Below are 24,918 nucleotides of genomic sequence, written 5' to 3'. Positions count from 1 at the left end.
GCGCGTCGCTTCTCTGGTCTACAGAACCGTAGGCCAGATCAGGCGACGTTGCCACCTGATAAAAATGTCAAATGCTCACCAATATAGCGCTGATAGCGGTTAGCCTTCAGATACGTTAAATCCACCAGCACCAGACCATCGACACAGTGGTTAAAATCCGGATCGCTGCCGAAATCGATAAACTGCACGCCACCGGGTTCGCAGAGCTCTGAGTATTGCTTATAGAGCGGAGGAATGCCGCAGCCGAGATTTCCCAGTAGCGACTTCAGTCGCGTCAGATCTTCGTAGTAATCGTTGCCTGCAAACTGTGCCAGTACATCCGGGAGCGAAGCGGGATACGGCTGGCGTGAGACGGCCAGCGGATGCGTTGGCGGGAACCATAGTCGATAGAAGGCAACCAGCAGATCGCGCGCATCCGGTGGCAATCCCCCGGAGATAGACACCGGCCCAAACAGGTAACGATACTGCGGGTTACGTGCCAGCCAGGCACCGATTCCAGACCAAAGATAATCCAGTCCGCGACGCCCCCAGTAGCGTGGCTGAATAAAGCTACGCCCCAGTTCAATACCATGCTGCATGATGTCTGCCATCCGCTCATCGTAATGAAACAGCGTGTGGCTGTAGAGTCCCTCCAGCCCCTGTTTTTCCAGCTGCTGCGCGCAGGGGCTGAACCGGTAAGCACCGACGATCTCGAGGTCTTCCTCGTCCCATAAGATCAGATGCAGATAGTCATCATCGTAGCGATCGATATCCCTGCGTTTGCCGCTGCCCTCACCGACGGCACGAAAGGCGATTTCACGCAGTCGTCCCAACTCGCGCAGGATCGTCGCTTCCTCCTGCCCGTTGCGCTGCCAGAGGTAAATCTGCTTGCCATCAGCGGTTTGCCCCAGACACGCCGTCTGCGCCAGTTCGCGTTTCAGTCGGACTCTGTTTTCCGGCGGGGCGATCGTCGACTCGGTGCGAAAGACGCCCGGTCGGCCTTTGCCCAACGCAATCACATGTTCCCGACACTTTTCCGCCTGTTCACGAACATTGCTTTTGCTCACGGACCACTGTGTCCAGGCTATCTGTTGACCGATGCGTACGGGCAGCGTGCTGCCGCGGCGGCGAAACATTTGCTGCATTAACAGCAGCAGCGTGGCGCTGGAGGAAACCAGTCCGCAGGCATAGAACAGCGGGCTGTTATAAGCCTGGATATGTACCGGCAGCAGCGGCGTCCGGTATTTTTCCGCCATGCGGATAAAACCGGAATGCCAGCGGCGTTCGGCGATCCCTGTCAGCGTCAGCCGCGAGACTTCACCCGCCGGGAAGAAAACCAGCGCGCCGCCAGCCTGCAGGTGAGTATCCATTTGCTGCAGCGACGATTTCGGCGTCCGTCCCTGAATATTGTCTACCGGGATGAACAGCGAGCGCAGGGGTTCCAGATGGGAAAGCAGTCGGTTGGTCACCACTTTGATATCTCGACGCACGCGGGAGAGGGCATAGATGAGCGCCAGTCCGTCCAGCGCACCGGTGGGGTGGTTGGCGATGATCACCAGCGGGCCATTTTCAGGGATGTTTTCGATGTGGTGCTCGGGGATTTCACAACATATTTGCAGATGCTCCAGGACCTGTTCCACCATATCCACGCCTTTCAGATGACGATGGCGGGCGGCAAACTGCTGGAACTCTTTTTCATACAATACGCGTTGAAGCACCTTCTTTTGCCAGGGCGCGGTCCTCGCCGCAGGCCAAAGGTCGTTGAGTACGTTATCGAGACTAAACATAGCCGCATCTCCTTCTGTCCTGTGCTGACAGTAGAAGCGGTAAGTGTCGCTTGTATGACGTTTGGGTGACGTTTTGGGGAAGGGCCGGATGGCGAGACCACCCGGCAAGGGAACGAAAAAATTAACGCAGAATTTTCTTCTCGGCCAGATCCAGCGCGAAGTAGCTGAAGATCAGATCCGCGCCAGCACGTTTGATGGCACCTAAACTTTCCAGCACCACTTTTTCTTCATCAATCGCGCCCGCCATCGCGGCAAATTTGATCATCGCATATTCGCCGCTGACCTGATACGCGCCGAGCGGCAGCTCCGTACGTTCACGGATATCACGCAATACATCCAGATAGGCACCTGCCGGTTTCACCATCAGGCAGTCCGCGCCCTGCGCTTCATCGAGCAGCGATTCACGAATCGCTTCACGACGGTTCATCGGGTTCATTTGATAGGTTTTGCGATCGCCTTTCAGCGCCGTACCTGCTGCTTCACGGAACGGACCATAGAATGAAGAGGCAAATTTGGTGGAGTAGGACATGATGGCCGTGTCGGTAAAACCTGCGGCATCCAGCGCCTGGCGAATTGCCTGCACCTGACCATCCATTGCGGCGGAAGGGGCGATGAAATCTGCGCCTGCTGCTGCTGCGACAACGGCCTGCTTACCGAGGTTTGCAAGCGTTGCGTCGTTATCCACGCCGTGCTCGCAGAGCACGCCGCAGTGACCGTGGGAGGTATATTCGCAGAAGCAGGTATCAGACATCACGATCATTTCCGGTACGGTCTGCTTGCAAATGCGCGACATCCGCGCCACCAGACCGTCTTCCTTCCAGGCATCGCTGCCGGTGTCATCGGTATGGTGAGAGATGCCAAAAGTCATGATGGAACGGATTCCGGCGTTGGCAATGCGTTCGATCTCGCGCGCCAGGTGTTTCTCCGGGATGCGCATGACGCCGGGCATAGCCTCAATCGCTTTGTAGTCGTCGAGTTCTTCTTCAACAAAGATCGGCAACACCAGATCGTTCAAGCTGAGTGTTGTCTCTTCAAACATGGCGCGCAGCGCTGCAGATTTGCGCAGACGGCGAGGGCGATGGATTAAGTCTGTCATGGTATGCCTGATGCTTGTGAAATTGAAGGCCATAGTATACCTGAAGCCGCACGCGAGTGTTTTACGAAAATTGGCCTTATGGCTTTGTTTTATTGAAAAATAAATAGAATAGTCTGGCAATTTTTTGATATGAATAGCTAAATATTTATATTTGGATGTTTTATTGCTTTTTGTTTGTTTATTTAAAGTATCTATTTATTTATATGAACTGCTATTTTAATTGATTGGGTTTTTATTTATTAATTATTATCAATTATCGCTATGTTAAGTATTGGTGTACTATATGGTTTCTGTTTTTGGTGTTAATTTATATTATTGATTTATATGTGTTTTTGTATTTTTCAATTGAATATTATCCTGGTTTTTGTTATTGTCTGTTTCCGGACTGCAAGGAAAGAATAATTGAACCTTTCATTGTGGACACCGCATAATCCTCCTCGCAAAACAAAATGTTTTCTATGCATTGATAATTGATGGATCAACACTATTACGTCCCTGAGGAGGGATGACAAATGCACTCCTGGAAAAAGAAACTTGTAGTCTCACAATTAGCATTAGCCTGCACTTTGGCAATCACTTCTCAGGCGAATGCTTCAACAGATATTTCTGGCAAGACTTACACCACATTTGACCACTATAACGATGCCACTTACGCGGATGGTGTGTACTACGATGGTTACGTCGGCTGGAATAACTACGGCACCGATAGCGTTTATAACGGAGATATCTATCCGGTCATCAATAACGCGACCGTAAACGGTGTGATTTCAACTTACTATCTGGATGATGGCCTTTCTACCAATACCAATAGCAATAGTCTGACGATCAAAAACAGCACTGTACACGGCATGATTACGTCTGAGTGCATGACGAGCGAATGCGCAAATGGTCGTGATACGGGCTATGTTTACGATCGTCTGGCACTCACCGTTGATAACTCCACGATCGACGATAACTACGAACATTATACCTACAACGGTACCTATACTGACGGCACCGCAGATACGCACGTTGTTGATGTCTACGACATGGGCACCGCGATCACCCTGGATCAGGAAGTTGACCTGTCTATCACCAACAACTCTCACGTGGCGGGCATTACGCTGGCTCAGGGATATGAGTGGGAAGATATTGACGATAACACCGTGAGCACGGGTGTTAACAGCGGTGAGGTGTTTAACAACACGATCACAGTAACGAATTCAACCGTGACGTCAGGGTCATGGTCAGATGAAGGGACTTCAGGCTGGTTCGGCAATAACAATAACGCAAGTGACTATAGCAATACGCTGACAGCTGATGACGTTGCGATTTCCGCAATTGCGAATCCGTATGCAGATAATGCTATGCAGACGACGGTCAATCTCAGTAATTCGACTCTGATGGGCGATGTTGTGTTCTCCAGCAACTTCGACGAAAACTTCTTCCCGAACGGGGCGGACAGCTATCGTGATACCGACTCAGCAGTCGACACTAACGGCTGGGATGGTACTGACCGCATGGATGTTACCCTGAATAACGGTAGCAAATGGGTCGGTGCGGCGATGTCTGTGCATCAGGTGGATACCGATGGTGACGGTGTGTACGATGACGTTGCTGCCGGTACCGATGCAACTGCTACATTGATCGACATTGCAGCGAACAGCCTGTGGCCATCGTCCACCTATGGTATTGACAATGGCAATACCGCTTATGATGAAGATGGTCACGTTGTTGGTAACGATGTCTATCAGAGCGGCCTGTTCAATGTAACGCTGAACGGCGGTTCACAGTGGGATACCACCAAAGCTTCGCTGATTGATACCCTGAGCATTAACAGCGGTTCTGTGGTGAATGTTGCGGATTCTTCACTGGTTTCTGACACCATTGCTCTGACCGGTGGTTCAGCGCTGAATATCAACGAAGATGGCCATGTGGCGACGGATACCCTGACTGTCAACAACAGTACCGTTACTATCGCTGATGATGTGGCTGCGGGCTGGGGTGTAGGTGATGCTGCACTGTATGCCAACACCATTAATGTCACAAACGACGGTGTTCTGGATGTCGGTAACAGTGCGGACTATGCGCTGCAGACGGATACTTTGAACCTGACCAGCACGACCGATGCGAATGGTAATGTGCATGCCGGTGTATTTGATATTCACAGCAACAACTATGTGCTGCAGGCCGATCTGACCAACGATCGTACCGCAGACACCACGAAGTCTAACTACGGTTACGGTGTGATCGCCATGAATTCCGATGGTCATCTGACCATCAACGGTAATGGTGATGCCTACAGCGCTGACCTGTCTGAAGTGGATAACGCGGGCGACAATGTCGCTGCGGCAACCGGCAACTACAAAGTGCGTATCGACAACGCTACTGGTGAAGGTGCCATTGCGGACTACAAAGACAAAGAGCTGATCTACGTTAACGACAAGAACAGCACGGCTACCTTCTCTGCCGCGAACAAAGCAGATTTGGGTGCGTACACCTATCAGGCTCAGCAGCAGGGCAACACCGTTGTTATGCAACAGATGGAGTTGACCGACTACGCTAATATGGCGTTGAGCATTCCGTCTGCGAACACCAATACCTGGAACCTGGAGCAAGATACGGTTGGGACACGTCTGACCAACTCTCGTCATGGTCTGGCGGATAACGGCGGCGCATGGGTCAGTTACTTCGGCGGCAACTTCAACGGCGATAACGGCACCATTAACTACGATCAGGATGTCAACGGCATCATGGTGGGTGTGGATACCAAAGTTGAGGGTAACAACGCGAAGTGGATTGTCGGTGCTGCGGCGGGCTTCGCGAAAGGCGACATGAGCGACCATACCGGTCAGGTGGATCAGGACAGCCAGTCTGCCTATCTTTACTCCTCCGCTCGCTTTGCCAATAACATCTTTGTAGATGGCAGCCTGAGCTACTCTCACTTTAACAACGATCTGTCTGCCAATATGAGCGACGGCCAGTATGTTGATGGCAGTACCTCTGCGGATGCATGGGGCTTCGGTCTGAAACTGGGTTACGACTGGAAAGTGGGTGATGCGGGTTATGTTACTCCATACGGCAGCGTGTCTGGCTTGTTCCAGTCTGATGATGATTATCGCCTGAGCAACAACATGCAGGTTGATGGTCAGTCTTACGACAGCATGCGTTATGAACTGGGTGTGGATACCGGCTATACCTTCACTTACAGCGAAGATCAGGCGCTGACGCCTTACTTCAAACTGGCTTATGTGTATGACGACCAGGGTAACGATGCTGATGTAAACGGCGATTCTATCGACAATGGCACCAAAGGATCAGCGGTCCGTGTTGGCCTGGGTACGCAGTTCAGCTTTACCAAGAACTTCAGTGCCTATACCGATGCGAATTACCTCGGCGGCGGCGATGTTGATCAGAACTGGGCAGCTAACGCGGGTGTTAAATATACCTGGTAATCATTCCCTTACGGAAATGGATATCGCGTAGTTAATCTGAAAAATGCCCGTCAAGGATTTGACGGGCATTAATGTAAGGAACGCGCAGATGTTATCTCTGAATAAACCGCTAAAAGAATTTGCTCAGCTCGATAAGTCGTTGTCTAAATATGGCACTCGTTTTTCATATGCTAATGAAAAGCATCTTCTCTATTCCACAGAAAAGAACCCAGACACGACAGTAGTGATTCTGGAAGGAATTATCTCGTTAAGACGCAATGAACAGATTCTTGTTGGTATTGGCCAGGCGCCTTTCATTATGGGACTGACTAATGGGGTGATGAAAAATGATGTTCAGTACGATCTCCTTAGCGAGGGGATGTGTTCGGGATACTCTCTCTCTTCCTCACAAACCGTTGCGGTTATTGAAGAATGTCAGTTGTGGCGTGAAGCATTCTACTGGTTAACATGGCAGAACCGTATAATGGAACAACGAGACTGGCAGTTAATCGGTAAAAACTCTTACGAACAAATTCGTTCGACATTGATTTCAATGATTGAATGGGAGGACGGATTACGCTCCCGCATTGGAGTCATGAATTATATACATCAGCGCACGCGAATCTCGCGTTCTGTAGTGGCAGAAGTACTGGCAGCATTACGTAAAGGCGGCTATATCGAAATGAATAAAGGCAAACTGATGGGTATCAACCGTTTGCCTTCTGAATATTGATTAAGATGCTGGAACCACGCGCGGAGTATTTTCACTCAGTTCGACGACCAGATCGTTAATACCGTTACTCATATTGGTAAAACGGGTGAGCGGGGAGCGAGTGACGACGACAAACGCGGCCACATTTCTTTGCGGAATCATTGCCATATAGGTAATAAACCCACCGCCACCGCCGGTCTTTTGAATAATTCCCGGGCGTCCATTCTTCGGTGCCATATAAACCCAGCCTAATCCTAACGCATCGGCTTTACCGGGGACATCCATGCCCGTTACTCGCGTTAACTGTGTGCGCTGATAAATCAGCGTCTGCATTCTGTCGGCCTGATTGCTGCGCTGGTAAAAATCAGAGGACAGATACTGCTGCATCCAGCGCATCATGTCGCCCGGTGTTGAATAAACGCCGCCACTACCGATGGCCGCCAGTGTGTTATTACACGGACTGGCCCCTTTTTCCGCCACCATCAGACGTTTGCACTGATCGGGAGAGGGAGTATAGGTAGTGTCTTTCATGCCCAGCGGGCGGGTGATCTTCTCTTCAAACAACTGGGTATAAGGTTTGCCAGAGGCATTTGCCAGTGCATCAGCCAGCAGATCGAACGCCAGGTTGGAATAGGCCGCCTGCGACCCCGGTGCGGCTTTCAGGGATGCAGTAGAGAGATAACTCCAGCGTTGCTCCCGGGTCGGCCAGACAAACACCGGACGTTTTGCCGCGCCGCCAGGCTGTTCACGGGGCAGCGCGCTGGTGTGCGTCGCCAGATTAACCAGCGTGATCGGTTTTCCCTCATACGATGGCACGCGTGCGCCGACGGGGGCATATTTACTGAGCGGATCGTCCAGTTTAACCGTCCCCTGATCGAGCAGTTTCACCAGCATTTCACTGGTCATCAGTTTGGTCAGTGACGCAATGCGAATGACTGAATCCAGTTGCGGGCGTACGTTATTGCCTGGACGGGTTTCGCCGAAACTGCGAAAAACGCGCTGATTACCGTCGATCACGACGAGCGCCATTCCCGTCGCCCCGCTGCCATAAAAAATATGTTCGGCGTAACGCTCGACAATATCAGACGCAAAAACCGGGTCGGCGACAGGCTGAGCTGCCTGGACTGAGGTCAATGACGCCGCATACAGCGCGGCAGAAAAAAGCAGACTACGTTTCAACGGTATTGTCCATGAATGAGATGAAGTGAAAAACATTACACGAGATCAGCCAGGATACCTTGAGGCGACAAGCGAGTAAATTCCCATGAGCATAGTTAACTATGTGACCGGGGTTTACGCGCGTAGCCAACAAAGAGGCCGCCTTAAGGCTGATGTGTATGCGTATTTATACTACGCAACGGCATATTGCAAAGCGCTAATTAGAGCAAGGATAGTGAGAAAAACGTAACGGCGCGTAAATGAGGCGCTTTTGCCGCGAAAGAAAGTCCGCTTTTGTGATCCTGGGCGTGCAATAATCTTGCATTACTACTTCTTGATGGAGCTGACAATGTCTGAGAAACGGGTTGTGATGGTTGTTGATATGCAAATCGGCGTGTTTGCCACGCCGCGTCTTCATCGGGAAGCGTGCGTGGAACGCATCAATCAACTCACCCGGGCGGCAGATCTCACGATTTTTATTCAGCATGCCGAGTCAGGAGGACTGGAGGAGGGGAGTGCGGGGTTCGCACTGCTGCCTGAACTGAACACGCCCGCGAATGCAAAATATGTCACGAAAACCGCGTGCGATTCCTTTTATAAAACGGCGCTCGAACAGTTGCTGCGTGATGAGGCGATTTCGCACTTTGTCATCTGCGGCTGCGCGACGGACTATTGCGTCGATACTACCATCAGAAACGGTGCCAGTCGGGGTTATCGTATTACGGTTGCGGAAGATGCCCATACGACCGCTCATCGCCCGGCCGCCCCGGCCCAGACGCTGATTGCGCACCATAATGATGTCTGGCGCAATCTGATCGTGCCGGGCAATCCGGTGTGTGTGAAACCCGTCGAAACAATTCTTCAGGACTGGAAAACGAACTAAGCGCCACCATGTTGGTCACAATGGGCGGTTTCGCCTGTTGTGACAGTCTATTTTTCAACCCGCGCGGCGGAAAAACACAGCAGTTGTCATAACGATAAGAAGTTAGCAGGAGAGCATCATGTTTAAGTCTTTTTTCCCAAAGCCGGGTCCTTTTTTCCTTTCGGCTTTCATTTGGGCATTAGTCGCGGTTATTTTCTGGCAAGCCGGTGGGGGTGACTGGGTTGTGCGATTGACGGGCGCAACGGGTACTGTGCCCATTAGTGCAGCCCGCTTCTGGTCGCTGAGCTACCTGATTTTTTACGCCTACTACGTGCTTTGTGTTGGGCTGTTTGCGTTGTTCTGGTTTCTCTACAGTCCGCATCGCTGGCAGTACTGGTCGATTCTTGGCACCTCGCTGATTATCTTCGTCACCTGGTTTCTGGTTGAAGTGGGGGTGGCCGTCAACGCCTGGTACGCGCCATTCTACGATCTGATCCAGACCGCCCTTAGCGCGCCGCATAAAGTCACCATGAGCCAGTTCTATAACGAACTGGGGGTCTTCCTTGGCATTGCGCTGATTGCCGTGGTGATTAGCGTGCTGAACAACTTTTTTGTCAGCCACTATGTGTTCCGCTGGCGTACGGCGATGAACGAATATTACATGGCGCAGTGGCAGCATCTGCGCCATATCGAGGGGGCGGCGCAGCGTGTGCAGGAAGACACCATGCGTTTTGCTTCAACGCTGGAAAGCATGGGGGTGAGTTTCATCAAGGCCATTATGACGCTGATCGCCTTCCTGCCGGTGCTGATAGCGCTGTCTCCGCACGTGCCTGAACTGCCAATTGTCGGCCATGTGCCTTACGGCCTGGTGATTGCGGCAATCGTCTGGTCACTGATGGGGACCGGTTTGCTGGCGGTGGTCGGGATCAAACTCCCTGGCCTGGAGTTTAAAAATCAGCGAGTGGAAGCGGCTTATCGTAAAGAGCTGGTGTACGGGGAAGACGACGCCAACCGTGCCACGCCGCCGACGGTTCGCGAGCTGTTCAGTGCGGTTCGTCAGAACTATTTCCGCCTCTATTTTCACTATATGTATTTTAATATCGCGCGCATTCTCTACCTGCAGGTGGATAACGTTTTCGGTTTGTTCCTGCTGTTTCCGTCGATTGTTGCCGGTACGATTACGCTGGGTCTGATGACGCAAATTACCAACGTCTTTGGCCAGGTGCGGGGTGCGTTCCAGTACCTGATCGACTCGTGGACGACGCTGGTCGAACTGATGTCGATCTATAAACGTCTGCGCAGCTTTGAGCGCGAACTGGACGAGCGGGATATTCAGGCTGTCACCCATACACTTGGTTAACAAAAGGAAACGTTATGTCGGCGGTGTCTCGTCTTTTCCCATTGTCATTGCTGGCCGGGCTGGTGCTGGCAGGATGTAGCAGTCAGCCCTCGCAACCGTTGAAAAAAGGCGAGAAACCGGTAAACGTCGCGAGCGTGGTGCGCCAGAAAATGCCGGCCAGCGTGAAGGATAGGGATAGCTGGGCGCAGGATATCGCCAAAACTTTTGAGAGCCAGAAGCTGGCACCCACGGTGGAAAATATCTGTTCGGTGCTGGCGGTTGCGCAGCAGGAATCCAACTATCAGGCCGATCCGGCCGTTCCGGGATTGAGCAAAATTGCCTGGCGGGAGATAGACCGACGTGCCGAGCGGATGCACATCCCGGTTTTCCTCGTGCATACGGCGCTGAAAATCACCTCCCCGAACGGGAAAAGCTACAGCGAGCGGCTGGATACGGTAAAAACGGAAAAACAGCTCAGCGCCATTTTTGATGATTTTATCAATATGGTGCCGATGGGGCAGACGCTGTTCGGTTCTCTCAATCCGGTACACACCGGTGGCCCGATGCAGGTCAGCATTGCGTTTGCCGAACAGCACAGCAAAGGGTATCCGTGGAAAATGGAGGGAACGGTGCGCCAGGAAGTGTTCAGCCGTCGCGGTGGACTCTGGTTCGGAACCTATCATTTACTCAATTACCCGGCAAACTACAGCGCGCCGATTTTCCGCTTTGCCGACTTTAACGCCGGATGGTATGCCAGCCGTAACGCCGCGTTTCAGAACGCGGTCAGTAAAGCCAGCGGTGTGAAACTGGCGCTGGATGGTGACCTGATCGCCTACGGCAGTAAAGAGGCCGGTAAAACGGAGCTGGCAGTGCGTAAACTGGCGGACCAACTGGATCTCAGCGAGAGCGCGATCCGTCGGCAACTGGAGAAAGGCGACAGTCTCGCGTTTGAAGAGACGGCACTTTACGAAAAGGTCTTTAAGCTTGCTGAGACAAAAACGGGGAAGGTATTGCCGCGAGAAATGCTGCCAGGTATTCAGCTTGAAAGCCCGAAAATCACCCGTAGTCTCACCACGGCCTGGTTTGCAAAACGGGTCGACGATCGTCGGGCTAAGTGCATGGGGCAGTAATCGTCGCAGGCTATTACTGGCGGCGGTAGCGCCAGCGCAGGATGGCGGCGATGACGCCGAAAATCAGACTGCCGACCAGAAACGGCACCAGACCAAAGATGGTCCCGACGCCCAGTCCAATCTCCACGCGTGGTCGTCCCGTCTCTTGTACCTGCATCAGGTGTTCATATACCCCTGGCGCGTGAACCAGCAGGTTCAGGAGCTGCGCTCCGGCCCAGAAACAAAACAGAACAAACACGGCATAAGCGATGTTGCCAGGCGTCGAGGCGGTTTCTCGATGTTTCCCGTTAAACAAGGATTTTGAGAGAGTGAAATCAGCCATAAATGACCTCCGCGAGTAATTCTGCATCTCTGACACCATGCCAGTAACTTACCGTGAGTCTGACAGGTCATCGCGTTTGTCAATATCAGAATGATGGTAATTTCGGTCTGGGATGAATCCTGGATTGCAGATTTTTGTCGTTTGTCACAAATTGTTTACCTTAAATTAAATTTGGCAACATTTAAGAAATTCCGCACACAACACAGACCGCTTTCCCGTAATATGCGACGATACTTTTTTTCGATCGGGAGTTGCCATGAACCTGCCTGTAAAAATACGCCGTGACTGGCACTACTATGCTTTTGCTATCGGGCTGATTTTCATTTTGAACGGTGTTGTTGGGTTGTTGGGCTTTGAAGCCAAAGGTTGGCAAACCTATGCCGTGGGGCTCGTGACCTGGGCGATCGGTTTCTGGTTGGCAGGATTGATTATTCGTCGTCGCGCAGAGGATGACGCGGCGTAAGCCTGACAGTAAAACGCCATCAGGCTTACCGGGAAAGGGCAGATTACATCGTGGTTTTCAGCGCATTATCCGCAGCGTGTCGCTCCAGCGCCAGCTCGATCAAACGGGTGATCAAATCGGTGTACCCTAAACCGCTGGCCTGCCACAGTTTCGGATACATGCTGATGTTGGTGAAGCCTGGCAGGGTGTTGATCTCATTGATCACTACCTCATTGTCGGCGGTTAAGAAGACATCGACGCGCGCCATGCCGGCGCAGCCCAGCGTCTGATACGCCTGAATGGCAATGTCGCGGATTTTGTCGTTGATCTGAGGCTCAATCGCCGCAGGGACTACCACTTTCGCGCCGTTATCATCAATGTATTTGGTGTCGTAGGCATAGAAATCACTATTGAGAACGATCTCGCCGCAGGTGCTGGCCTGCGGATGATCGTTGCCCAACACTGCGCACTCGATCTCACGCCCCTTGATTCCTTGCTCGACAACCACTTTGTGATCGAATTCGAACGCCAGGGCGACAGCCTGATCGTACTGCGCTTCGCTGGTGACTTTACTGACGCCAACCGACGATCCCTGATTCGCGGGCTTAACGAACAGCGGCAGACCAAGACGGGCTTCTACCTCGGCAAAGTTTATCGTGTTGCGGTTGGCTCGCGTCAGCGTGATAAACGGTGCGATATGCAGTCCGGCATCACGCAACAAACGTTTGGTGACGTCTTTATCCATGCATGCCGCTGAGCCCAGCACGTCGGAACCGACGAAGGGCAGATTCGCCACGCGCAGCATTCCCTGTAGTGAACCATCTTCACCCAGCGTGCCGTGTACAATCGGGAAAATCACGTCCACGGTCGGCAGCGGCTGACCATTCTGCGCATCAATCAACTGCTGTGCATGTCTGCCCGGAACCTGGGCCAGGCTGGTTGCAGAAGGACGCAGCGCAATATGCGCCGGATCGTTTGCATTGAGCAGGTAATTGTTGGCATCGCTGACGTGCCACTGCCCTTGCTTATCAATGCCTAACAACACAACTTCAAAGCGCGTCTTGTCGATGGCATCGACAATATTTTTTGCCGATTGCAATGACACTTCATGTTCCGCTGATTTACCACCAAATACGATACCTACCCGCAACTTTGCCATCTTAAACCCATTCCCTCGAACACAAAGCGTATACATTACCACGACAAAACGAGGGATTCGCGGGCTTCTGCCATAATGTTAGGGAGAATTGCACGGGAGGGGGCGTGAAAGGAAAAGGCTGGCTGTTGATGATAACTCTGGGCGTGGCGTGTGGCGTGGGATATCGCTATCTGCCGTCTTATTACAACCCATTCGCCCCTCTTGAGTTAACTGACCCACCAAACTGGCTCACTCAATTTAAACTTAAACGTCTTACGCCGGCGCATTGTCAGACGCTGTTGCAGCAGGCAAACCAGCAGAAGCTAATCACGTCGCAGCCCGTGCCCGACAGCGCCGGTGAATGTCCCTTAACCAACGTGGTGCGGGTGCGGGATTTTGGCGCCGTTAAACTGAGCAGCAGCTTCCTTGCTTCCTGTCCGTTGGCACTGAGTTCTGCGCTGTATGTTGAGCAGCAGGCTGCGCCATTGACGGAACGTCTGATGATGAGCCGACTTACCCGGATCGAGCATCTTGGCAGCTTCGCCTGTCGCAATATTTACCATCGCCCTGACGCGCGCCGTAGCGAGCACGCCAGCGCACAGGCTCTGGATATCAGCGGCTTTAGGCTTGCTGACGGTCGGCATTTCACCGTTCTGCGCGGCTGGAGGCAGGAGAAAAGCGCACCATGGCTACGGGCGTTGCTCAGCGTAAGCTGTCAATACTATGGCAACGGCTTAGGACCGGACTACAACGCGGCCCACGCCAACCATTTTCACCTGGGGATGCGAGGAGTTGGCCTCTGCCGCTAAGCATAAAGCCCTGCTGGCTGTTGGGTTTTAATGTGATGTATTTCACAAAAATGATGAACGGGAAGATAAAATATCAAATTACGCGGCAGCGCACCTCAGGATCCCCTGACAGACGTGGAGATTGTTAAACTAACCGGCGTTTTCTGCTATTTATCACGATGAGCGTTTATGGAATCCTGGAAAGTTAATCTCATTTCCGTCTGGTTTGGCTGCTTTTTTACCGGTCTGGCAATCAGTCAAATCCTGCCCTTTTTGCCGCTGTATATTTCGCAACTCGGGGTAACCTCCCACGAAGCGCTCTCGATGTGGTCCGGTCTGACGTTCAGTGTCACATTCTTAATCTCTGCGATTGTCTCTCCGCTGTGGGGAAGTCTGGCAGACCGTAAAGGTCGCAAGCTGATGCTGCTGCGCGCTTCGCTCGGCATGGCGATTGCGATCTTGCTGCAAGCCTTTGCCACCAACGTCTGGCAGCTTTTCCTGCTACGCGGCATCATGGGCTTAACGTCCGGTTATATTCCAAACGCGATGGCGCTGGTGGCGTCTCAGGTGCCTCGTGAGCGCAGCGGATGGGCTCTCAGTACTCTGGCGACCGCGCAAATCAGCGGCGTGATTGGCGGCCCGTTGATGGGCGGTTTTATTGCCGATCATGTGGGGTTACGCCCGGTCTTTTTCATTACTGCAATACTGCTGGTCGTCAGCTTTCTGGTCACTCTCTTTTTGATTAAAGAAGGCGTCCGTCCGACGCTGAAAAAGAGCGAACGGTTGAGCGGGAAAGCCGTATTTGCTTCGCTGCCGTATCCGGCGCTGGTGATCAGCCTGTTTTTCACCACCCTGGTGATTCAGTTGTGCAATGGTTCAATCAGCCCGATTCTGGCGCTATTTATTAAGTCGATGGCCCCGGACAGTAATAATATTGCTTTTCTGAGTGGATTAATTGCCTCGGTGCCTGGGGTCTCCGCGCTTATCTCCGCGCCCCGACTGGGTAAACTCGGGGATCGCATCGGCACCGAAAGGATCCTGATGGCAACGCTGATTTGTGCGGTCGTGTTGTTTTTTGCCATGTCGTGGGTCACGACGCCTTTTCAGCTTGGGATATTACGTTTTCTGCTTGGCTTTGCCGATGGCGCAATGCTGCCTGCCGTCCAGACGCTGTTGGTCAAATACTCCAGTGACCAGATTACCGGGCGTATTTTTGGTTATAACCAATCGTTTATGTATCTTGGCAACGTCGCCGGCCCACTGATGGGGGCTACGGTATCGGCAATGGCGGGATTTCGTTGGGTATTTATTGCCACTGCGGTCATCGTGATGATTAACATTTGTCAGTTAGCCCTTGTTCTGCGCCAGCGGCAAAATATCCGTAAGCGGGTGTAAAACGGTAAAAATATGACTTAAGTAAAATTAGTCATTTTTCTGTCATAACTTTAAATTATGGCCGGGGGTGACTATTTTATTCCTGGCGGTTATTCAGGGGCTGTTTTCCTGCGAGAAACGTTTCGCTCACCGTATTCTGTGATTATTTACGCAAAGTCTTTCCTTTCTCATAAAAATAATACTTTCAGACTCTAGGCAGCATGGATTCATAGTGATACCGTCAGCCTTCTTTAGATAAGGAAATGCGGTCATGAAAAATCTAATAGCCGAGTTGTTGCTTAAGCTTGCCCAGAAAGAGGAAGAGTCAAAAGAACTGGTTGCTCAGGTAGAAGCATTAGAGATTATCGTTACAGCGATGCTGCGCAATATGGCTCAGAGCGAACAGCAACAGCTGATTCACCAGGTTGAGGGCGCACTTGACGGCGTAAAGCCCGATGCGAGCGTTCCGGATAACGATACGGAGTTGCTGCGCCAGTATGTACGTAAGTTATTGAGGCATCCTCGTTACTAGTGATATTCAGTTTCTACGCTGTCATAAACCTGTCATATCAGAGACCTATAGTCGCTTTGTTTTTATTTTAAGTGTATTGAGTACATGGAGAAAATAAAGTGAAACGAAGCGCTATCGCTCTTGCATTGTTACCGCTGTTGTATATCCCCGTCAGCCATTCTGAAACATCATCAATGTCGGTTCTGGACAACCGCGCCGCGCAGGGTGATATTACAACACCTGGCGGAGCACGCCGATTATCGGCCGATCAAACACAAGCATTGCGCGAATCACTGAATGATAAACCAGCAAAAAATATTATTTTATTGATTGGCGATGGTATGGGTGATTCAGAAATTACCGCTGCGCGAAATTATGCTGAAGGTGCAGGTGGTTATTTTAAAGGGATTGATGCCTTACCGCTCACCGGCCAATACACCCACTATGCACTGAATAAAAAAACCGGTAAGCCGGATTACGTGACAGATTCTGCTGCATCGGCGACCGCATGGACAACTGGCGTGAAAACCTATAATGGCGCGCTGGGTGTCGATATTCACGAAAAAGATCACACGACGCTGTTGGAAATGGCGAAAGCGGCAGGCCTGGCGACGGGTAACGTCTCGACCGCAGAGCTGCAGGATGCCACGCCTGCCGCGCTGGTGGCGCACGTCACGTCGCGGAAATGTTATGGTCCGAGCGTGACGAGCGAAAAATGTCCGACGAATGCGCTGGAAAAAGGCGGAAAAGGTTCGATTACCGAGCAACTTCTGAATGCCCGTGCAGATGTGACGTTGGGCGGCGGCGCGAAAACGTTCACCGAAACCGCGACGGCGGGCGAGTGGCAAGGAAAAACGCTGCGTGAACAGGCGGAGGCCCGGGGCTACCAACTGGTCGGCGACGCGGCCTCGCTGGCGGCAATTGGTGAAGCGAATCAGGACAAACCGCTGCTGGGACTTTTCTCTGATGGCAACATGCCCGTGCGCTGGGAAGGCCCCAAAGCGTCTTATCATGGCAATATTGATAAGCCCGCCGTGACCTGTACGCCGAACCCTAAACGAGACGAGAGTGTGCCAACGCTGGCGCAAATGACCGACAAAGCCATTGAGTTGCTCAGCAAAAATGAGAAAGGATTCTTCTTGCAGGTGGAAGGCGCCTCTATCGATAAACAGGATCACGCCGCCAACCCCTGCGGACAGATTGGCGAGACGGTGGATCTGGATGAAGCCGTACAGCGCGCGCTGGCCTTTGCGAAGAAAGACGGGAACACGCTGGTGATTGTCACCGCCGATCACGCCCACGCCAGCCAGATCGTCGCGCCGGAGACAAAAGCACCGGGCCTGACTCAGGCGCTAAATACCAAAGATGGTGCCGTGATGGTGATCAGCTACGGCAACTCCGAAGAGGAGTCTCAGGAGCATACGGGCAGCCAGTTACGCATTGCGGCCTACGGTCCTCATGCGGCCAATGTGGTCGGACTGACCGATCAAACCGATCTGTTCTATACCATGAAGGCCGCGTTGGGCCTGAAATAATCCAGCCCCCGGCAGGATTACTTTTGCTGTCGGGTGGTTTTTTTATCGTTAGCAGCCAGACTTATCTGACTCTCCCCGCGTTTACTCGCGGGAGATAGTCGAGTGAATACTCAAAAAAGGATGGTGCTATGAAAATAACATTACTGGTTACCCTATTGTTTGGCTTGATCTTTTTAACGACCGTTGGTGCGGCAGAGAAAACATTAACGCCACAGCAGCAGCGCATGACCACCTGTAATCAACAGGCGACAGCGAAGACGTTGAAAGGAGATGCCCGTAAGACGTACATGAGCGATTGCCTTAAAAACAGTAAGTCAGCTCCCGATGAAAAAAGTCTGACGCCGCAACAGCAAAAAATGCGCGAATGCAACGTCCAGGCGACGGAACAATCATTGAAAGGTGACGATCGCAGTAAGTTTATGAGTGCCTGCCTGAAGAAAGCGGCGTAGCGCCGACATAGTGCTAACGGGTGAGCAAAGAAAAATGCTCACCCGAAATATCATACTTTCCCCGCCAGACCCGTCTCTATAATTTGGGAAAATGTTTCAGAATGTTCCCAAAAAATAATGAATGACGAAAACTTTTACAAAACAGCGGTCGACCTGGATGAAGCATCTTTTTCATCGCAGCAAAATGACCATCAACGCTCTGGACTGCGATTCGCCCGGCGAGTGAGAGTGCCGCGTGCAGTAGCGCTGGGGGGAATGTTTTTCCCTGTCGCCACCGCACTGGTCGCAAGCCCGGTATCCGGTGTCTGGTGGTTGTTGCTGGTGGGATGGGCGTTCGTCTGGCCGCACCTGGCCTGGCAGATCGCCAGCAGAGCCGCCGATCCGCTGAGCCGGGAATTCGCCAATTTAAAAACGGATGCGGTCCTCGCCGGAATGTGGGTCGGTCTGATGGGGGGGAATGCGCTGCCTTCTACCGCATTGTTGATGATTATCTGTATGAATCTGATGGGGGCAGGCGGTGTCCGACTGTTTGTTGCCGGATTTGCCCTGATGGTGGTTGCTTGTCTGGTCACGCTGCAACTGACGGGCGTCTCTCTGGCCTTAACAAGCACGGCGTTAGAAGGAGTGCTGACGCTTCCGGTCATTGTGATATATCCGCTGTTGTTCTCCTGGATAAGCTATCAGGCCGCGACAAAACTGGCACAGCACAAGCGCCGGTTGCAGGTGATGAGCACCTGTGATGGCATGACGGGGGTTTACAACCGACGGCACTGGGAAATATTGCTGCGCAATGAATTTGAGCATTGCCGTCGCCAGCATCGGGATGCCACGCTGCTAATTATCGATATCGACCACTTCAAGCGTATTAACGACACCTGGGGACATGACGTTGGCGACGAAGCCATTCTGGCGCTGACCCGGCAGTTGAGATTGACCCTGCGCGGGAGCGATGTGATTGGGCGTTTTGGCGGTGATGAATTTGCGGTGATCATGTGCGGCACGCCTGCAGAGAGCGCCATAGCGGCGATGTCGCGTGTTCACGAGGGATTACACGGATTACGCCTGGCCTGCGCGCCGCAGGTCATTTTGCATATCAGCGTCGGCGTTGCACCGTTAACCCCGCAGTTTGGCCACTACCGGGAATGGCTGAAATCAGCCGATCTGGCGCTCTACAAAGCAAAGAACGCCGGACGTAATCGCACCGAAGTGGCGGCCTGACGTCCGGTTATCCACTCAGGATTTACTGAGTTTCTCTGACTTCTCCATACACTTCGCCATCGCTTCAATCACTGCCGCGCGAAATCCTCGCTCTTCCAGTACCCGAACCGCTTCAATCGTCGTCCCTCCAGGCGAACAGACCATATCTTTCAGTACCCCAGGATGTTCACCCGTTTCCAGCACCATCTTCGCGGAGCCCATGACCGCCTGAGCGGCAAATTTGTAAGCCTGCGCACGCGGCATTCCACCCAGCACAGCGGCATCGGCCATGGCTTCGATAAACATAAAGACATACGCCGGGGCGGAACCGCTAACGCCAACCACCGGGTGAATCATCGATTCGGCAATCACTTCGGCCTGGCCAAAGCAGCGGAAAATATTCAACACGTCAGCGGTATCTTCCGGGGTAACCAGCGCGTTTGGCGTCACCGAGGTCATCCCGGCATTAACCAACGACGGCGTGTTCGGCATTGCGCGTACGATTTTCCGGTCGTGTCCCAGCGCACGGGCGAGTTGATCGAGGGTTACGCCTGCCGCAATAGAGACCACCAGCGACTCTTTATTGAGACTGGAGGTTACCTCGCTGAGTACTTTGATCATGATGCCCGGCTTCACGGCACCGAAAACAATATCCGCCACCTGGGCTACTTCCTGGGCGGACTGCGCGGCGTTGATACCGTACTGGTCGCGCAGTGCGGCGACTTTATCGGGGGAAGGGGTGTAGACCCAGATCTGGCCCGGAAGCACCTGACCGCTGGCAATCAGGCCGCCGAGGATCGCTTTCCCCATATTACCGCAGCCGATAAAACCGATTTTCTTCTCCATCTCGTCACTCCCTATGGGTGATAGTTGTTGTTTTGTTTGATAAAGCCTAGCTTAGCGCGGATTGAAAGACGCATGAAGGGTAAACAGCACTTTGCCGCAGCGCAAAAGCACGAGACAATAGCCGATTGCACAAGAGACGGGAGACACTATGACCATATGGGTGGATGCGGATGCGTGTCCGAACGTAATTAAAGAGATCCTCTATCGTGCCGCCGGACGCATGCAAATGTCGCTGATTTTGGTGGCGAACCAGAGCCTGCGCGTGCCGCCGTCACCGTATATCCGCACGCTGCGCGTTGCGGCGGGCTTTGACGTGGCGGACAACGAGATTGTGCGTCAGTGCGCGGCCGGCGATCTGGTCATCACGGCTGATATTCCGCTGGCCGCAGAGGTGCTGGCGAAAGGAGCGTCGGCGCTCAATCCTCGTGGTGAACGCTATACCGAATCGACCATTCGGGAACGTTTGACGATGCGCGATTTTATGGATACGTTGCGCGCCAGCGGGATCCAGACGGGCGGCCCGGATAGCCTTTCTGCGCGCGATCGCCAGCATTTTGCGGCTGAGCTGGAAAAGTGGTGGCTGGAAGTTAAACGCCGAAAAGCATGAATGTAATTTATTTTTTACACTTTCCTCAACGCTATTTCTTGATATAGTAGGGCATCCATTGATATTTCTATTTCTAATGGAATGAATTCTTTACACTTAACGCTGTACTAGTTTGATGGTATGATTATTCCTTTAATGACATCTGATCCCGCCGCTTTGCGGCTTTCTGGGGAACGCCCACTATGACGCAACCGCTTTATCTTGTTGGCCCACGTGGCTGTGGAAAAACAACGGTTGGCATGGCGCTGGCTACGGCAATTGGCTGTCGGTTTGTGGATACCGACCAGTGGCTGCAGTCGCAGGTACAAATGACCGTGGCGGAAATCGTTGAGCGTGAGGGCTGGCCGGGATTCCGTGCCAGAGAAACGGCTACGCTGGAGGCGGTAACTGCGCCGTCGACGGTCGTCGCGACCGGTGGCGGAATCATTCTCACTGACTATAACCGCCACTTTATGCGTGATAACGGCATCGTTATTTATTTAAGCGCGCCGGTCTCAACGCTGGTGAATCGTCTTGAGGCGTCGCCTGAAGAGGCGTTGCGTCCCACCCTGACCGGTAAACCCTTAAGCGAAGAGGTGCAGGAGGTACTGCAACAGCGGGATATTTTGTATCGCGAGGCAGCCCATTTCGTCATTGATGCAGCAAATTCACCCAGCCAGGTGATTTCTGAAATTCAGCGCAGACTGGCGCAGAGCGCGCTATACAGGCAAGGCGGGGTCTATACTTAAACTTCATTCGACAGAAGGAAGCCCTATGCCAACCAAACCGCCTTATCCACGCGAAGCGTATATTGTCACCATTGAGAAAGGGACGCCGGGACAGACGGTTACCTGGTACCAGTTGCGTGCCGATCATCCGAAGCCGGATTCATTAATCAGCGAGCATCCCAGCGCGCAGGAAGCAATGGATGCGAAAAACCGTTACGAAGATCCTGATAAAACCTGACGACTGAGCGGCTCGGAATGGAATCTGAGTGACTTAAAACCCAACCTGTATCACATTTTTCACCGATGAATCGTTGTACCTGAAAACTAACATCAAACAATAACAACCTATTACTGGAATGATCTGGAATCTTTACACAGCGATTTGTGCTGCGCCTGCTACGCTTTTTTGCATTTGCAAAGGTAAGTGTCGGCAGTGGTGCAGCGCATTTGCCCGGGAATAAACGACGAAGTAAAAAAGAAGGTGGAAAAAATGAGTGCGTCGTTGGCCATCCTCACAATCGGTGTTGTACCCATGAGCGAAGTCTTACCGCTTCTGACTGAGTACATCGACGAACAACATATCACCCATCACAGTCTGCTCGGAAAAATGAGTCGTGATGATGTTCTGACTGAGTACGCAATCGATTCCGGTGAGGAAACGCTGCTCACTCTGCTTAACGATAATGAACTGGCTTATGTCTCACGCCAGAAAGTGGAGCGCGACCTGCAAAGCGTCGTCGAAGTGCTGGATAACCAGGGCTACGATGTCATTTTGTTGCTGAGTACGGCTTCAATTAAAAGCATGACGGCGCGTAACAGCATTCTGCTGGAGCCGTTACGCATTATTCCGCCGCTGGTGGCCTCGATTGTCGATGGGCATCAGGTGGGGGTGATTGTGCCGGTGGAAGAGCTGATGGCGGCCCAGACGGAAAAATGGCAGGTTTTGCAGTCTCCGCCTGTCTATTCTTTGGCAAATCCGGTGCATGGAAGCACGCAACAGTTGATTGATGCCGGCAAAGCGCTGCTGGAGCAAGGCGCTGATGTCATTATGCTCGATTGCCTGGGTTTTCATCAGCACCACCGCGATGTTCTGCAAAAATCGCTGGATGTTCCGGTGCTGCTCTCTAATGTACTCATTGCGCGACTGGCTTCAGAACTGCTGGTTTAATTTTGCGTGACAGGCCAAAGGACTGCCCCCTATATTGGTTGTCAATTTACCAACGAGACAGGGTCCGTTTATGCTTCAAAGTAATGAATACTTTTCCGGCAAAGTGAAATCAATCGGCTTTACCAGCAGCAGTACTGGCCGTGCCAGTGTGGGCGTGATGCTGGAAGGGGAATACACCTTCGGCACCGCAGAGCCTGAAGAGATGACGGTGGTGAGCGGCGCGTTGAATGTGTTACTGCCGGATACGACCGAATGGAAGGTGTATGCCGCAGGAGAGGTGTTCAACGTCCCGGGCCATAGCGAGTTTCATTTACAGGTCGCTGAACCGACCTCTTATCTTTGCCGCTATCTGTAATGATTTTCCCTCTCCACACGGAGAGGGAATATTCATTTAGCGCTGCGCTTCGCCGCCTAACCCTTCGACCAGATTCTGAATCAACGCGGCCAGTTCACCGGTCATCAGGATAAAGTCCGCGTCAAAACGCTGGGCGAAATCTTCCCGGTCGATATCTTCGTTTTGATCGCGCAGTTCGTCGCTGAATTTCAGACGCTTGATCGAACCGTCATCGCAGATCATAAACTGAATTCGCTGCTGCCAGTCGAGCGCCAGCTTGGTCACCACTTTACCGGCTTCAATGTGAACGGCGATCTCGTCGCTCACCAAATCCTGTTTTTTCGCCCGGATCACACCGCCGTCTTCCAGCATCGCTTTCAGTTCGGCTTCGTCAAGTAACTGGAAACCCTGAGCGACGGTGCCGGAACGCACCCATTCGGTTAGCGTTAGCTCAATCGGGTTTTCCAGCGCCAACGGAACCACTGGCAGAGAGCCGAGGCTCTTACGCAGCAGCGCCAGCGTATCTTCCGCTTTTTTCGCGCTTGCGCAGTCCACCATGATCAACCCGTTCACGGTGTCGATCCACATCATGGTCTGACTAAAACGGCTAAAGGCACGGGGCAGCAGCGAATGCAGCACTTCATCTTTCAGCGAGTCTTTCTCGGTTTTCTTCAGTTTGCGCGCCTGCTCGGCTTCCAGTTTGGCGATCTTCGCTTCCAGCGCCTGTTTGATCACCGGAGAGGGCAGGATCTTCTCTTCTTTACGCGCGCAAATCAAAATCTGGCCGTTGTTGGTATGCGTCAACGCATCGCTGTGCGATCCCATTGGCGGCACCCAGCCCGTTTTTGCCATATCCTGGCTACCGCAAGGGGTAAACGTCATCGAGGCTAGCTGTTTTTCCATCTCCTCGGCACGCAATGAAATATCGCGGCTAAGACGGTAAACCATTAAATTTTTGAACCACAGCATGATAATTTCCACGGCCTTGTCGTTAAATCCAGCGCGTATAGTAACGAATTGTCGGCGGGCTTGCATTGCCATTCCCAATGCCTCGCTCTACTCTGTTGATATTCCCTAAAAAATGAGGAACACCGTGTGCGTATTGGTATTGATTTAGGCGGCACCAAAACGGAAGTCATTGCGCTCAGTGAGGCAGGGGAGCAGCTGTTCCGCCATCGTCTGCCGACGCCGCGAAACGACTATCAGCAAACCATCGAGACCATTGCCACGCTGGTGGCGATGGCGGAGAAGGCCACCGGGCAAACGGGCACGGTGGGAATCGGCATCCCCGGATCCATTTCGCCCTATACCGGTGTGGTGAAGAATGCCAACTCGACCTGGCTGAACGGTCAGCCGTTTGATAAAGATCTCAGCGCGCGTCTGCAACGTGACGTACGTCTGGCGAATGACGCGAACTGTCTGGCCGTTTCAGAGGCGGTCGATGGCGCCGCCGCCGGAGCACAGACGGTTTTTGCGGTGATCATCGGTACTGGCTGCGGCGCGGGCGTCGCGCTCAATGGTCGGGCACACATCGGTGGCAACGGTACGGCGGGCGAATGGGGACACAACCCTTTACCGTGGATGGACGAGGATGAACTTCGCTACCGTGAAGAAGTCCCCTGTTACTGTGGAAAACAGGGATGCATTGAGACGTTTATTTCCGGCACCGGATTCGCCACCGATTACCATCGCCTGAGCGGCAATCCGCTTAAAGGCAATGAAATTATCCGCCTGGTGGAGGCGCAAAACGCGCTGGCCGAACTGGCGCTTAGCCGCTATGAACTGCGGCTGGCGAAATCGCTGGCTCATGTGGTGAATATTCTCGATCCGGATGTTTTCGTTCTCGGCGGCGGGATGAGCAACATTGACCGCCTGTACAAAACGATTCCACCGCTGATTAAACAGTTTGTGTTCGGCGGGGAGTGCGAAACGCCGGTGCGCAAAGCCCTGCACGGTGACTCCAGCGGCGTGCGCGGCGCCGCGTGGCTGTGGCCGCAGGAATAACGTAAGGAAAGGCCGGAGGG

At 52.7% G+C, this 24,918-nt stretch carries 25 protein-coding genes; 18 read left to right on the top strand and 7 right to left on the bottom strand.

The features are described from left to right. Positions 1–38: 38 nt before the first annotated feature. Positions 39–1,766, bottom strand: a complete 1,728-nt coding sequence (gene olsF, locus I6L53_RS16765; RefSeq protein ID WP_042324631.1) for a bifunctional ornithine lipid synthase OlsF — start codon at positions 1,764–1,766, stop codon at positions 39–41. A 121-nt stretch (positions 1,767–1,887) separates the two neighbouring features. Further along, positions 1,888–2,862, bottom strand: a complete 975-nt coding sequence (gene hemB, locus I6L53_RS16760) for a porphobilinogen synthase (protein WP_042324630.1) — start codon at positions 2,860–2,862, stop codon at positions 1,888–1,890. Between the two features lie 512 nt (positions 2,863–3,374). Between hemB and ehaB the strand changes: the two genes are divergently transcribed. Next, positions 3,375–6,296, top strand: a complete 2,922-nt coding sequence (gene ehaB, locus I6L53_RS16755) for an autotransporter adhesin EhaB (RefSeq protein ID WP_042324627.1) — start codon at positions 3,375–3,377, stop codon at positions 6,294–6,296. 88 nt (positions 6,297–6,384) lie between these two features. Next, positions 6,385–7,008: a hydrogen peroxide resistance inhibitor IprA gene (iprA, locus tag I6L53_RS16750; protein WP_042324626.1), complete on the top strand. Its 624-nt coding sequence runs from the start codon at positions 6,385–6,387 to the stop codon at positions 7,006–7,008. On the opposite strand, the gene ampH is transcribed toward iprA, so the two are convergent. Beyond that, positions 7,009–8,166, bottom strand: coding sequence for a D-alanyl-D-alanine-carboxypeptidase/endopeptidase AmpH (gene ampH / locus I6L53_RS16745; RefSeq protein ID WP_042324624.1), 1,158 nt, complete (start codon positions 8,164–8,166; stop codon positions 7,009–7,011). Positions 8,167–8,494: 328 nt separating this feature from the next. Here ampH and I6L53_RS16740 point away from each other — a divergent pair, with 328 nt between their 5' ends. The 3 genes from I6L53_RS16740 (at position 8,495) to I6L53_RS16730 (ending at position 11,476) form a co-directional block, all read left to right on the top strand. Beyond that, entirely contained in the window at positions 8,495–9,028 is a 534-nt protein-coding gene (locus I6L53_RS16740; RefSeq protein WP_042324621.1) for an isochorismatase family protein, read from the top strand. Between the two features lie 118 nt (positions 9,029–9,146). Further along, complete coding sequence (gene sbmA, locus I6L53_RS16735; RefSeq protein WP_042324620.1) at positions 9,147–10,367, top strand: peptide antibiotic transporter SbmA; 1,221 nt, start codon at positions 9,147–9,149, stop codon at positions 10,365–10,367. 14 nt (positions 10,368–10,381) lie between these two features. Further along, positions 10,382–11,476: a DUF1615 domain-containing protein gene (locus tag I6L53_RS16730; RefSeq protein WP_042324617.1), complete on the top strand. Its 1,095-nt coding sequence runs from the start codon at positions 10,382–10,384 to the stop codon at positions 11,474–11,476. A gap of 13 nt (positions 11,477–11,489) precedes the next feature. Here the strand turns inward: I6L53_RS16730 and I6L53_RS16725 are convergent, their stop codons facing one another. Next, complete coding sequence (locus tag I6L53_RS16725; protein WP_042324616.1) at positions 11,490–11,798, bottom strand: YaiY family protein; 309 nt, start codon at positions 11,796–11,798, stop codon at positions 11,490–11,492. Between the two features lie 256 nt (positions 11,799–12,054). On the opposite strand from I6L53_RS16725, the gene I6L53_RS16720 reads away from it, so the two are divergent. Further along, entirely contained in the window at positions 12,055–12,261 is a 207-nt protein-coding gene (locus I6L53_RS16720) for a DUF2754 family protein (RefSeq protein WP_042324614.1), read from the top strand. Between the two features lie 43 nt (positions 12,262–12,304). Here I6L53_RS16720 and ddlA read toward each other — a convergent pair whose 3' ends face one another. Next, on the bottom strand, positions 12,305–13,399 hold the full coding sequence (gene ddlA, locus I6L53_RS16715; protein ID WP_042324613.1) for a D-alanine--D-alanine ligase: 1,095 nt from the start codon (positions 13,397–13,399) through the stop codon (positions 12,305–12,307). Positions 13,400–13,527: 128 nt separating this feature from the next. On the opposite strand from ddlA, the gene I6L53_RS16710 reads away from it, so the two are divergent. The 6 genes from I6L53_RS16710 (at position 13,528) to adrA (ending at position 19,253) form a co-directional block, all read left to right on the top strand. After that, positions 13,528–14,187 carry an extensin-like domain-containing protein gene (locus I6L53_RS16710; protein WP_084196660.1) on the top strand — a complete coding sequence of 220 codons (660 nt, stop codon included), beginning with the start codon at positions 13,528–13,530 and terminating at the stop codon, positions 14,185–14,187. A 168-nt stretch (positions 14,188–14,355) separates the two neighbouring features. After that, complete coding sequence (locus I6L53_RS16705) at positions 14,356–15,561, top strand: multidrug efflux MFS transporter (protein WP_042324609.1); 1,206 nt, start codon at positions 14,356–14,358, stop codon at positions 15,559–15,561. A 250-nt stretch (positions 15,562–15,811) separates the two neighbouring features. Next, positions 15,812–16,072: an anti-adapter protein IraP gene (gene iraP / locus I6L53_RS16700; RefSeq protein ID WP_042324607.1), complete on the top strand. Its 261-nt coding sequence runs from the start codon at positions 15,812–15,814 to the stop codon at positions 16,070–16,072. 98 nt (positions 16,073–16,170) lie between these two features. Further along, positions 16,171–17,586 (top strand): alkaline phosphatase, encoded by a 1,416-nt coding sequence (gene phoA / locus I6L53_RS16695; protein ID WP_042324605.1) that lies wholly within the window; start codon positions 16,171–16,173, stop codon positions 17,584–17,586. Between the two features lie 128 nt (positions 17,587–17,714). Continuing rightward, entirely contained in the window at positions 17,715–18,035 is a 321-nt protein-coding gene (gene psiF, locus I6L53_RS16690) for a phosphate starvation-inducible protein PsiF (RefSeq protein WP_042324603.1), read from the top strand. Between the two features lie 117 nt (positions 18,036–18,152). Then, positions 18,153–19,253 (top strand): diguanylate cyclase AdrA, encoded by a 1,101-nt coding sequence (gene adrA / locus I6L53_RS16685; protein ID WP_042324601.1) that lies wholly within the window; start codon positions 18,153–18,155, stop codon positions 19,251–19,253. 15 nt (positions 19,254–19,268) lie between these two features. Here adrA and proC read toward each other — a convergent pair whose 3' ends face one another. Then, complete coding sequence (proC, locus tag I6L53_RS16680; protein ID WP_042324598.1) at positions 19,269–20,078, bottom strand: pyrroline-5-carboxylate reductase; 810 nt, start codon at positions 20,076–20,078, stop codon at positions 19,269–19,271. A gap of 148 nt (positions 20,079–20,226) precedes the next feature. Between proC and I6L53_RS16675 the strand changes: the two genes are divergently transcribed. From I6L53_RS16675 to ppnP, 5 genes are all read left to right on the top strand, one after another. Then, positions 20,227–20,685 carry a YaiI/YqxD family protein gene (locus tag I6L53_RS16675; protein WP_042324597.1) on the top strand — a complete coding sequence of 153 codons (459 nt, stop codon included), beginning with the start codon at positions 20,227–20,229 and terminating at the stop codon, positions 20,683–20,685. A 182-nt stretch (positions 20,686–20,867) separates the two neighbouring features. After that, positions 20,868–21,413: a shikimate kinase AroL gene (gene aroL, locus I6L53_RS16670; protein WP_042324596.1), complete on the top strand. Its 546-nt coding sequence runs from the start codon at positions 20,868–20,870 to the stop codon at positions 21,411–21,413. A gap of 25 nt (positions 21,414–21,438) precedes the next feature. Further along, a complete protein-coding gene (gene yaiA, locus I6L53_RS16665) occupies positions 21,439–21,630 on the top strand; it encodes a protein YaiA (RefSeq protein WP_042324595.1) in 192 nt (63 codons plus the stop codon). Between the two features lie 252 nt (positions 21,631–21,882). Next, positions 21,883–22,560, top strand: a complete 678-nt coding sequence (locus tag I6L53_RS16660; RefSeq protein WP_042324594.1) for an AroM family protein — start codon at positions 21,883–21,885, stop codon at positions 22,558–22,560. Positions 22,561–22,630: 70 nt separating this feature from the next. After that, positions 22,631–22,915 (top strand): pyrimidine/purine nucleoside phosphorylase, encoded by a 285-nt coding sequence (ppnP, locus tag I6L53_RS16655; protein WP_042324593.1) that lies wholly within the window; start codon positions 22,631–22,633, stop codon positions 22,913–22,915. Between the two features lie 36 nt (positions 22,916–22,951). Here the strand turns inward: ppnP and rdgC are convergent, their stop codons facing one another. Further along, positions 22,952–23,863: a recombination-associated protein RdgC gene (rdgC, locus tag I6L53_RS16650; RefSeq protein ID WP_042324859.1), complete on the bottom strand. Its 912-nt coding sequence runs from the start codon at positions 23,861–23,863 to the stop codon at positions 22,952–22,954. 126 nt (positions 23,864–23,989) lie between these two features. On the opposite strand from rdgC, the gene mak reads away from it, so the two are divergent. Continuing rightward, on the top strand, positions 23,990–24,898 hold the full coding sequence (mak, locus tag I6L53_RS16645; protein WP_042324592.1) for a fructokinase: 909 nt from the start codon (positions 23,990–23,992) through the stop codon (positions 24,896–24,898). Positions 24,899–24,918: the final 20 nt, after the last annotated feature.

Source organism: Citrobacter farmeri, from assembly GCF_019048065.1.
Classification (GTDB): Bacteria; Pseudomonadota; Gammaproteobacteria; order Enterobacterales; family Enterobacteriaceae; genus Citrobacter_A; species Citrobacter_A farmeri.
The sequence above is the reverse complement of the archived record's forward strand: the minus strand, read 5'-3'. Positions and strand labels throughout refer to the sequence as shown.

What these genes read in the sequence shown, in the direction of transcription:
- olsF (WP_042324631.1), bottom strand. Translation starts at nt 1,766, where the DNA reads ATGTTTAGTCTCGATAACGTACTCAACGACCTTTGGCCTGCGGCGAGG.
- hemB (WP_042324630.1), bottom strand. Translation starts at nt 2,862, where the DNA reads ATGACAGACTTAATCCATCGCCCTCGCCGTCTGCGCAAATCTGCAGCG.
- ehaB (WP_042324627.1), top strand. Translation starts at nt 3,375, where the DNA reads ATGCACTCCTGGAAAAAGAAACTTGTAGTCTCACAATTAGCATTAGCC.
- iprA (WP_042324626.1), top strand. Translation starts at nt 6,385, where the DNA reads ATGTTATCTCTGAATAAACCGCTAAAAGAATTTGCTCAGCTCGATAAG.
- I6L53_RS16740 (WP_042324621.1), top strand. Translation starts at nt 8,495, where the DNA reads ATGTCTGAGAAACGGGTTGTGATGGTTGTTGATATGCAAATCGGCGTG.
- sbmA (WP_042324620.1), top strand. Translation starts at nt 9,147, where the DNA reads ATGTTTAAGTCTTTTTTCCCAAAGCCGGGTCCTTTTTTCCTTTCGGCT.
- I6L53_RS16730 (WP_042324617.1), top strand. Translation starts at nt 10,382, where the DNA reads ATGTCGGCGGTGTCTCGTCTTTTCCCATTGTCATTGCTGGCCGGGCTG.
- I6L53_RS16725 (WP_042324616.1), bottom strand. Translation starts at nt 11,798, where the DNA reads ATGGCTGATTTCACTCTCTCAAAATCCTTGTTTAACGGGAAACATCGA.
- I6L53_RS16720 (WP_042324614.1), top strand. Translation starts at nt 12,055, where the DNA reads ATGAACCTGCCTGTAAAAATACGCCGTGACTGGCACTACTATGCTTTT.
- ddlA (WP_042324613.1), bottom strand. Translation starts at nt 13,399, where the DNA reads ATGGCAAAGTTGCGGGTAGGTATCGTATTTGGTGGTAAATCAGCGGAA.
- I6L53_RS16710 (WP_084196660.1), top strand. Translation starts at nt 13,528, where the DNA reads ATGATAACTCTGGGCGTGGCGTGTGGCGTGGGATATCGCTATCTGCCG.
- I6L53_RS16705 (WP_042324609.1), top strand. Translation starts at nt 14,356, where the DNA reads ATGGAATCCTGGAAAGTTAATCTCATTTCCGTCTGGTTTGGCTGCTTT.
- iraP (WP_042324607.1), top strand. Translation starts at nt 15,812, where the DNA reads ATGAAAAATCTAATAGCCGAGTTGTTGCTTAAGCTTGCCCAGAAAGAG.
- psiF (WP_042324603.1), top strand. Translation starts at nt 17,715, where the DNA reads ATGAAAATAACATTACTGGTTACCCTATTGTTTGGCTTGATCTTTTTA.
- adrA (WP_042324601.1), top strand. Translation starts at nt 18,153, where the DNA reads ATGAATGACGAAAACTTTTACAAAACAGCGGTCGACCTGGATGAAGCA.
- proC (WP_042324598.1), bottom strand. Translation starts at nt 20,078, where the DNA reads ATGGAGAAGAAAATCGGTTTTATCGGCTGCGGTAATATGGGGAAAGCG.
- I6L53_RS16675 (WP_042324597.1), top strand. Translation starts at nt 20,227, where the DNA reads ATGACCATATGGGTGGATGCGGATGCGTGTCCGAACGTAATTAAAGAG.
- aroL (WP_042324596.1), top strand. Translation starts at nt 20,868, where the DNA reads ATGACGCAACCGCTTTATCTTGTTGGCCCACGTGGCTGTGGAAAAACA.
- yaiA (WP_042324595.1), top strand. Translation starts at nt 21,439, where the DNA reads ATGCCAACCAAACCGCCTTATCCACGCGAAGCGTATATTGTCACCATT.
- I6L53_RS16660 (WP_042324594.1), top strand. Translation starts at nt 21,883, where the DNA reads ATGAGTGCGTCGTTGGCCATCCTCACAATCGGTGTTGTACCCATGAGC.
- ppnP (WP_042324593.1), top strand. Translation starts at nt 22,631, where the DNA reads ATGCTTCAAAGTAATGAATACTTTTCCGGCAAAGTGAAATCAATCGGC.
- rdgC (WP_042324859.1), bottom strand. Translation starts at nt 23,863, where the DNA reads ATGCTGTGGTTCAAAAATTTAATGGTTTACCGTCTTAGCCGCGATATT.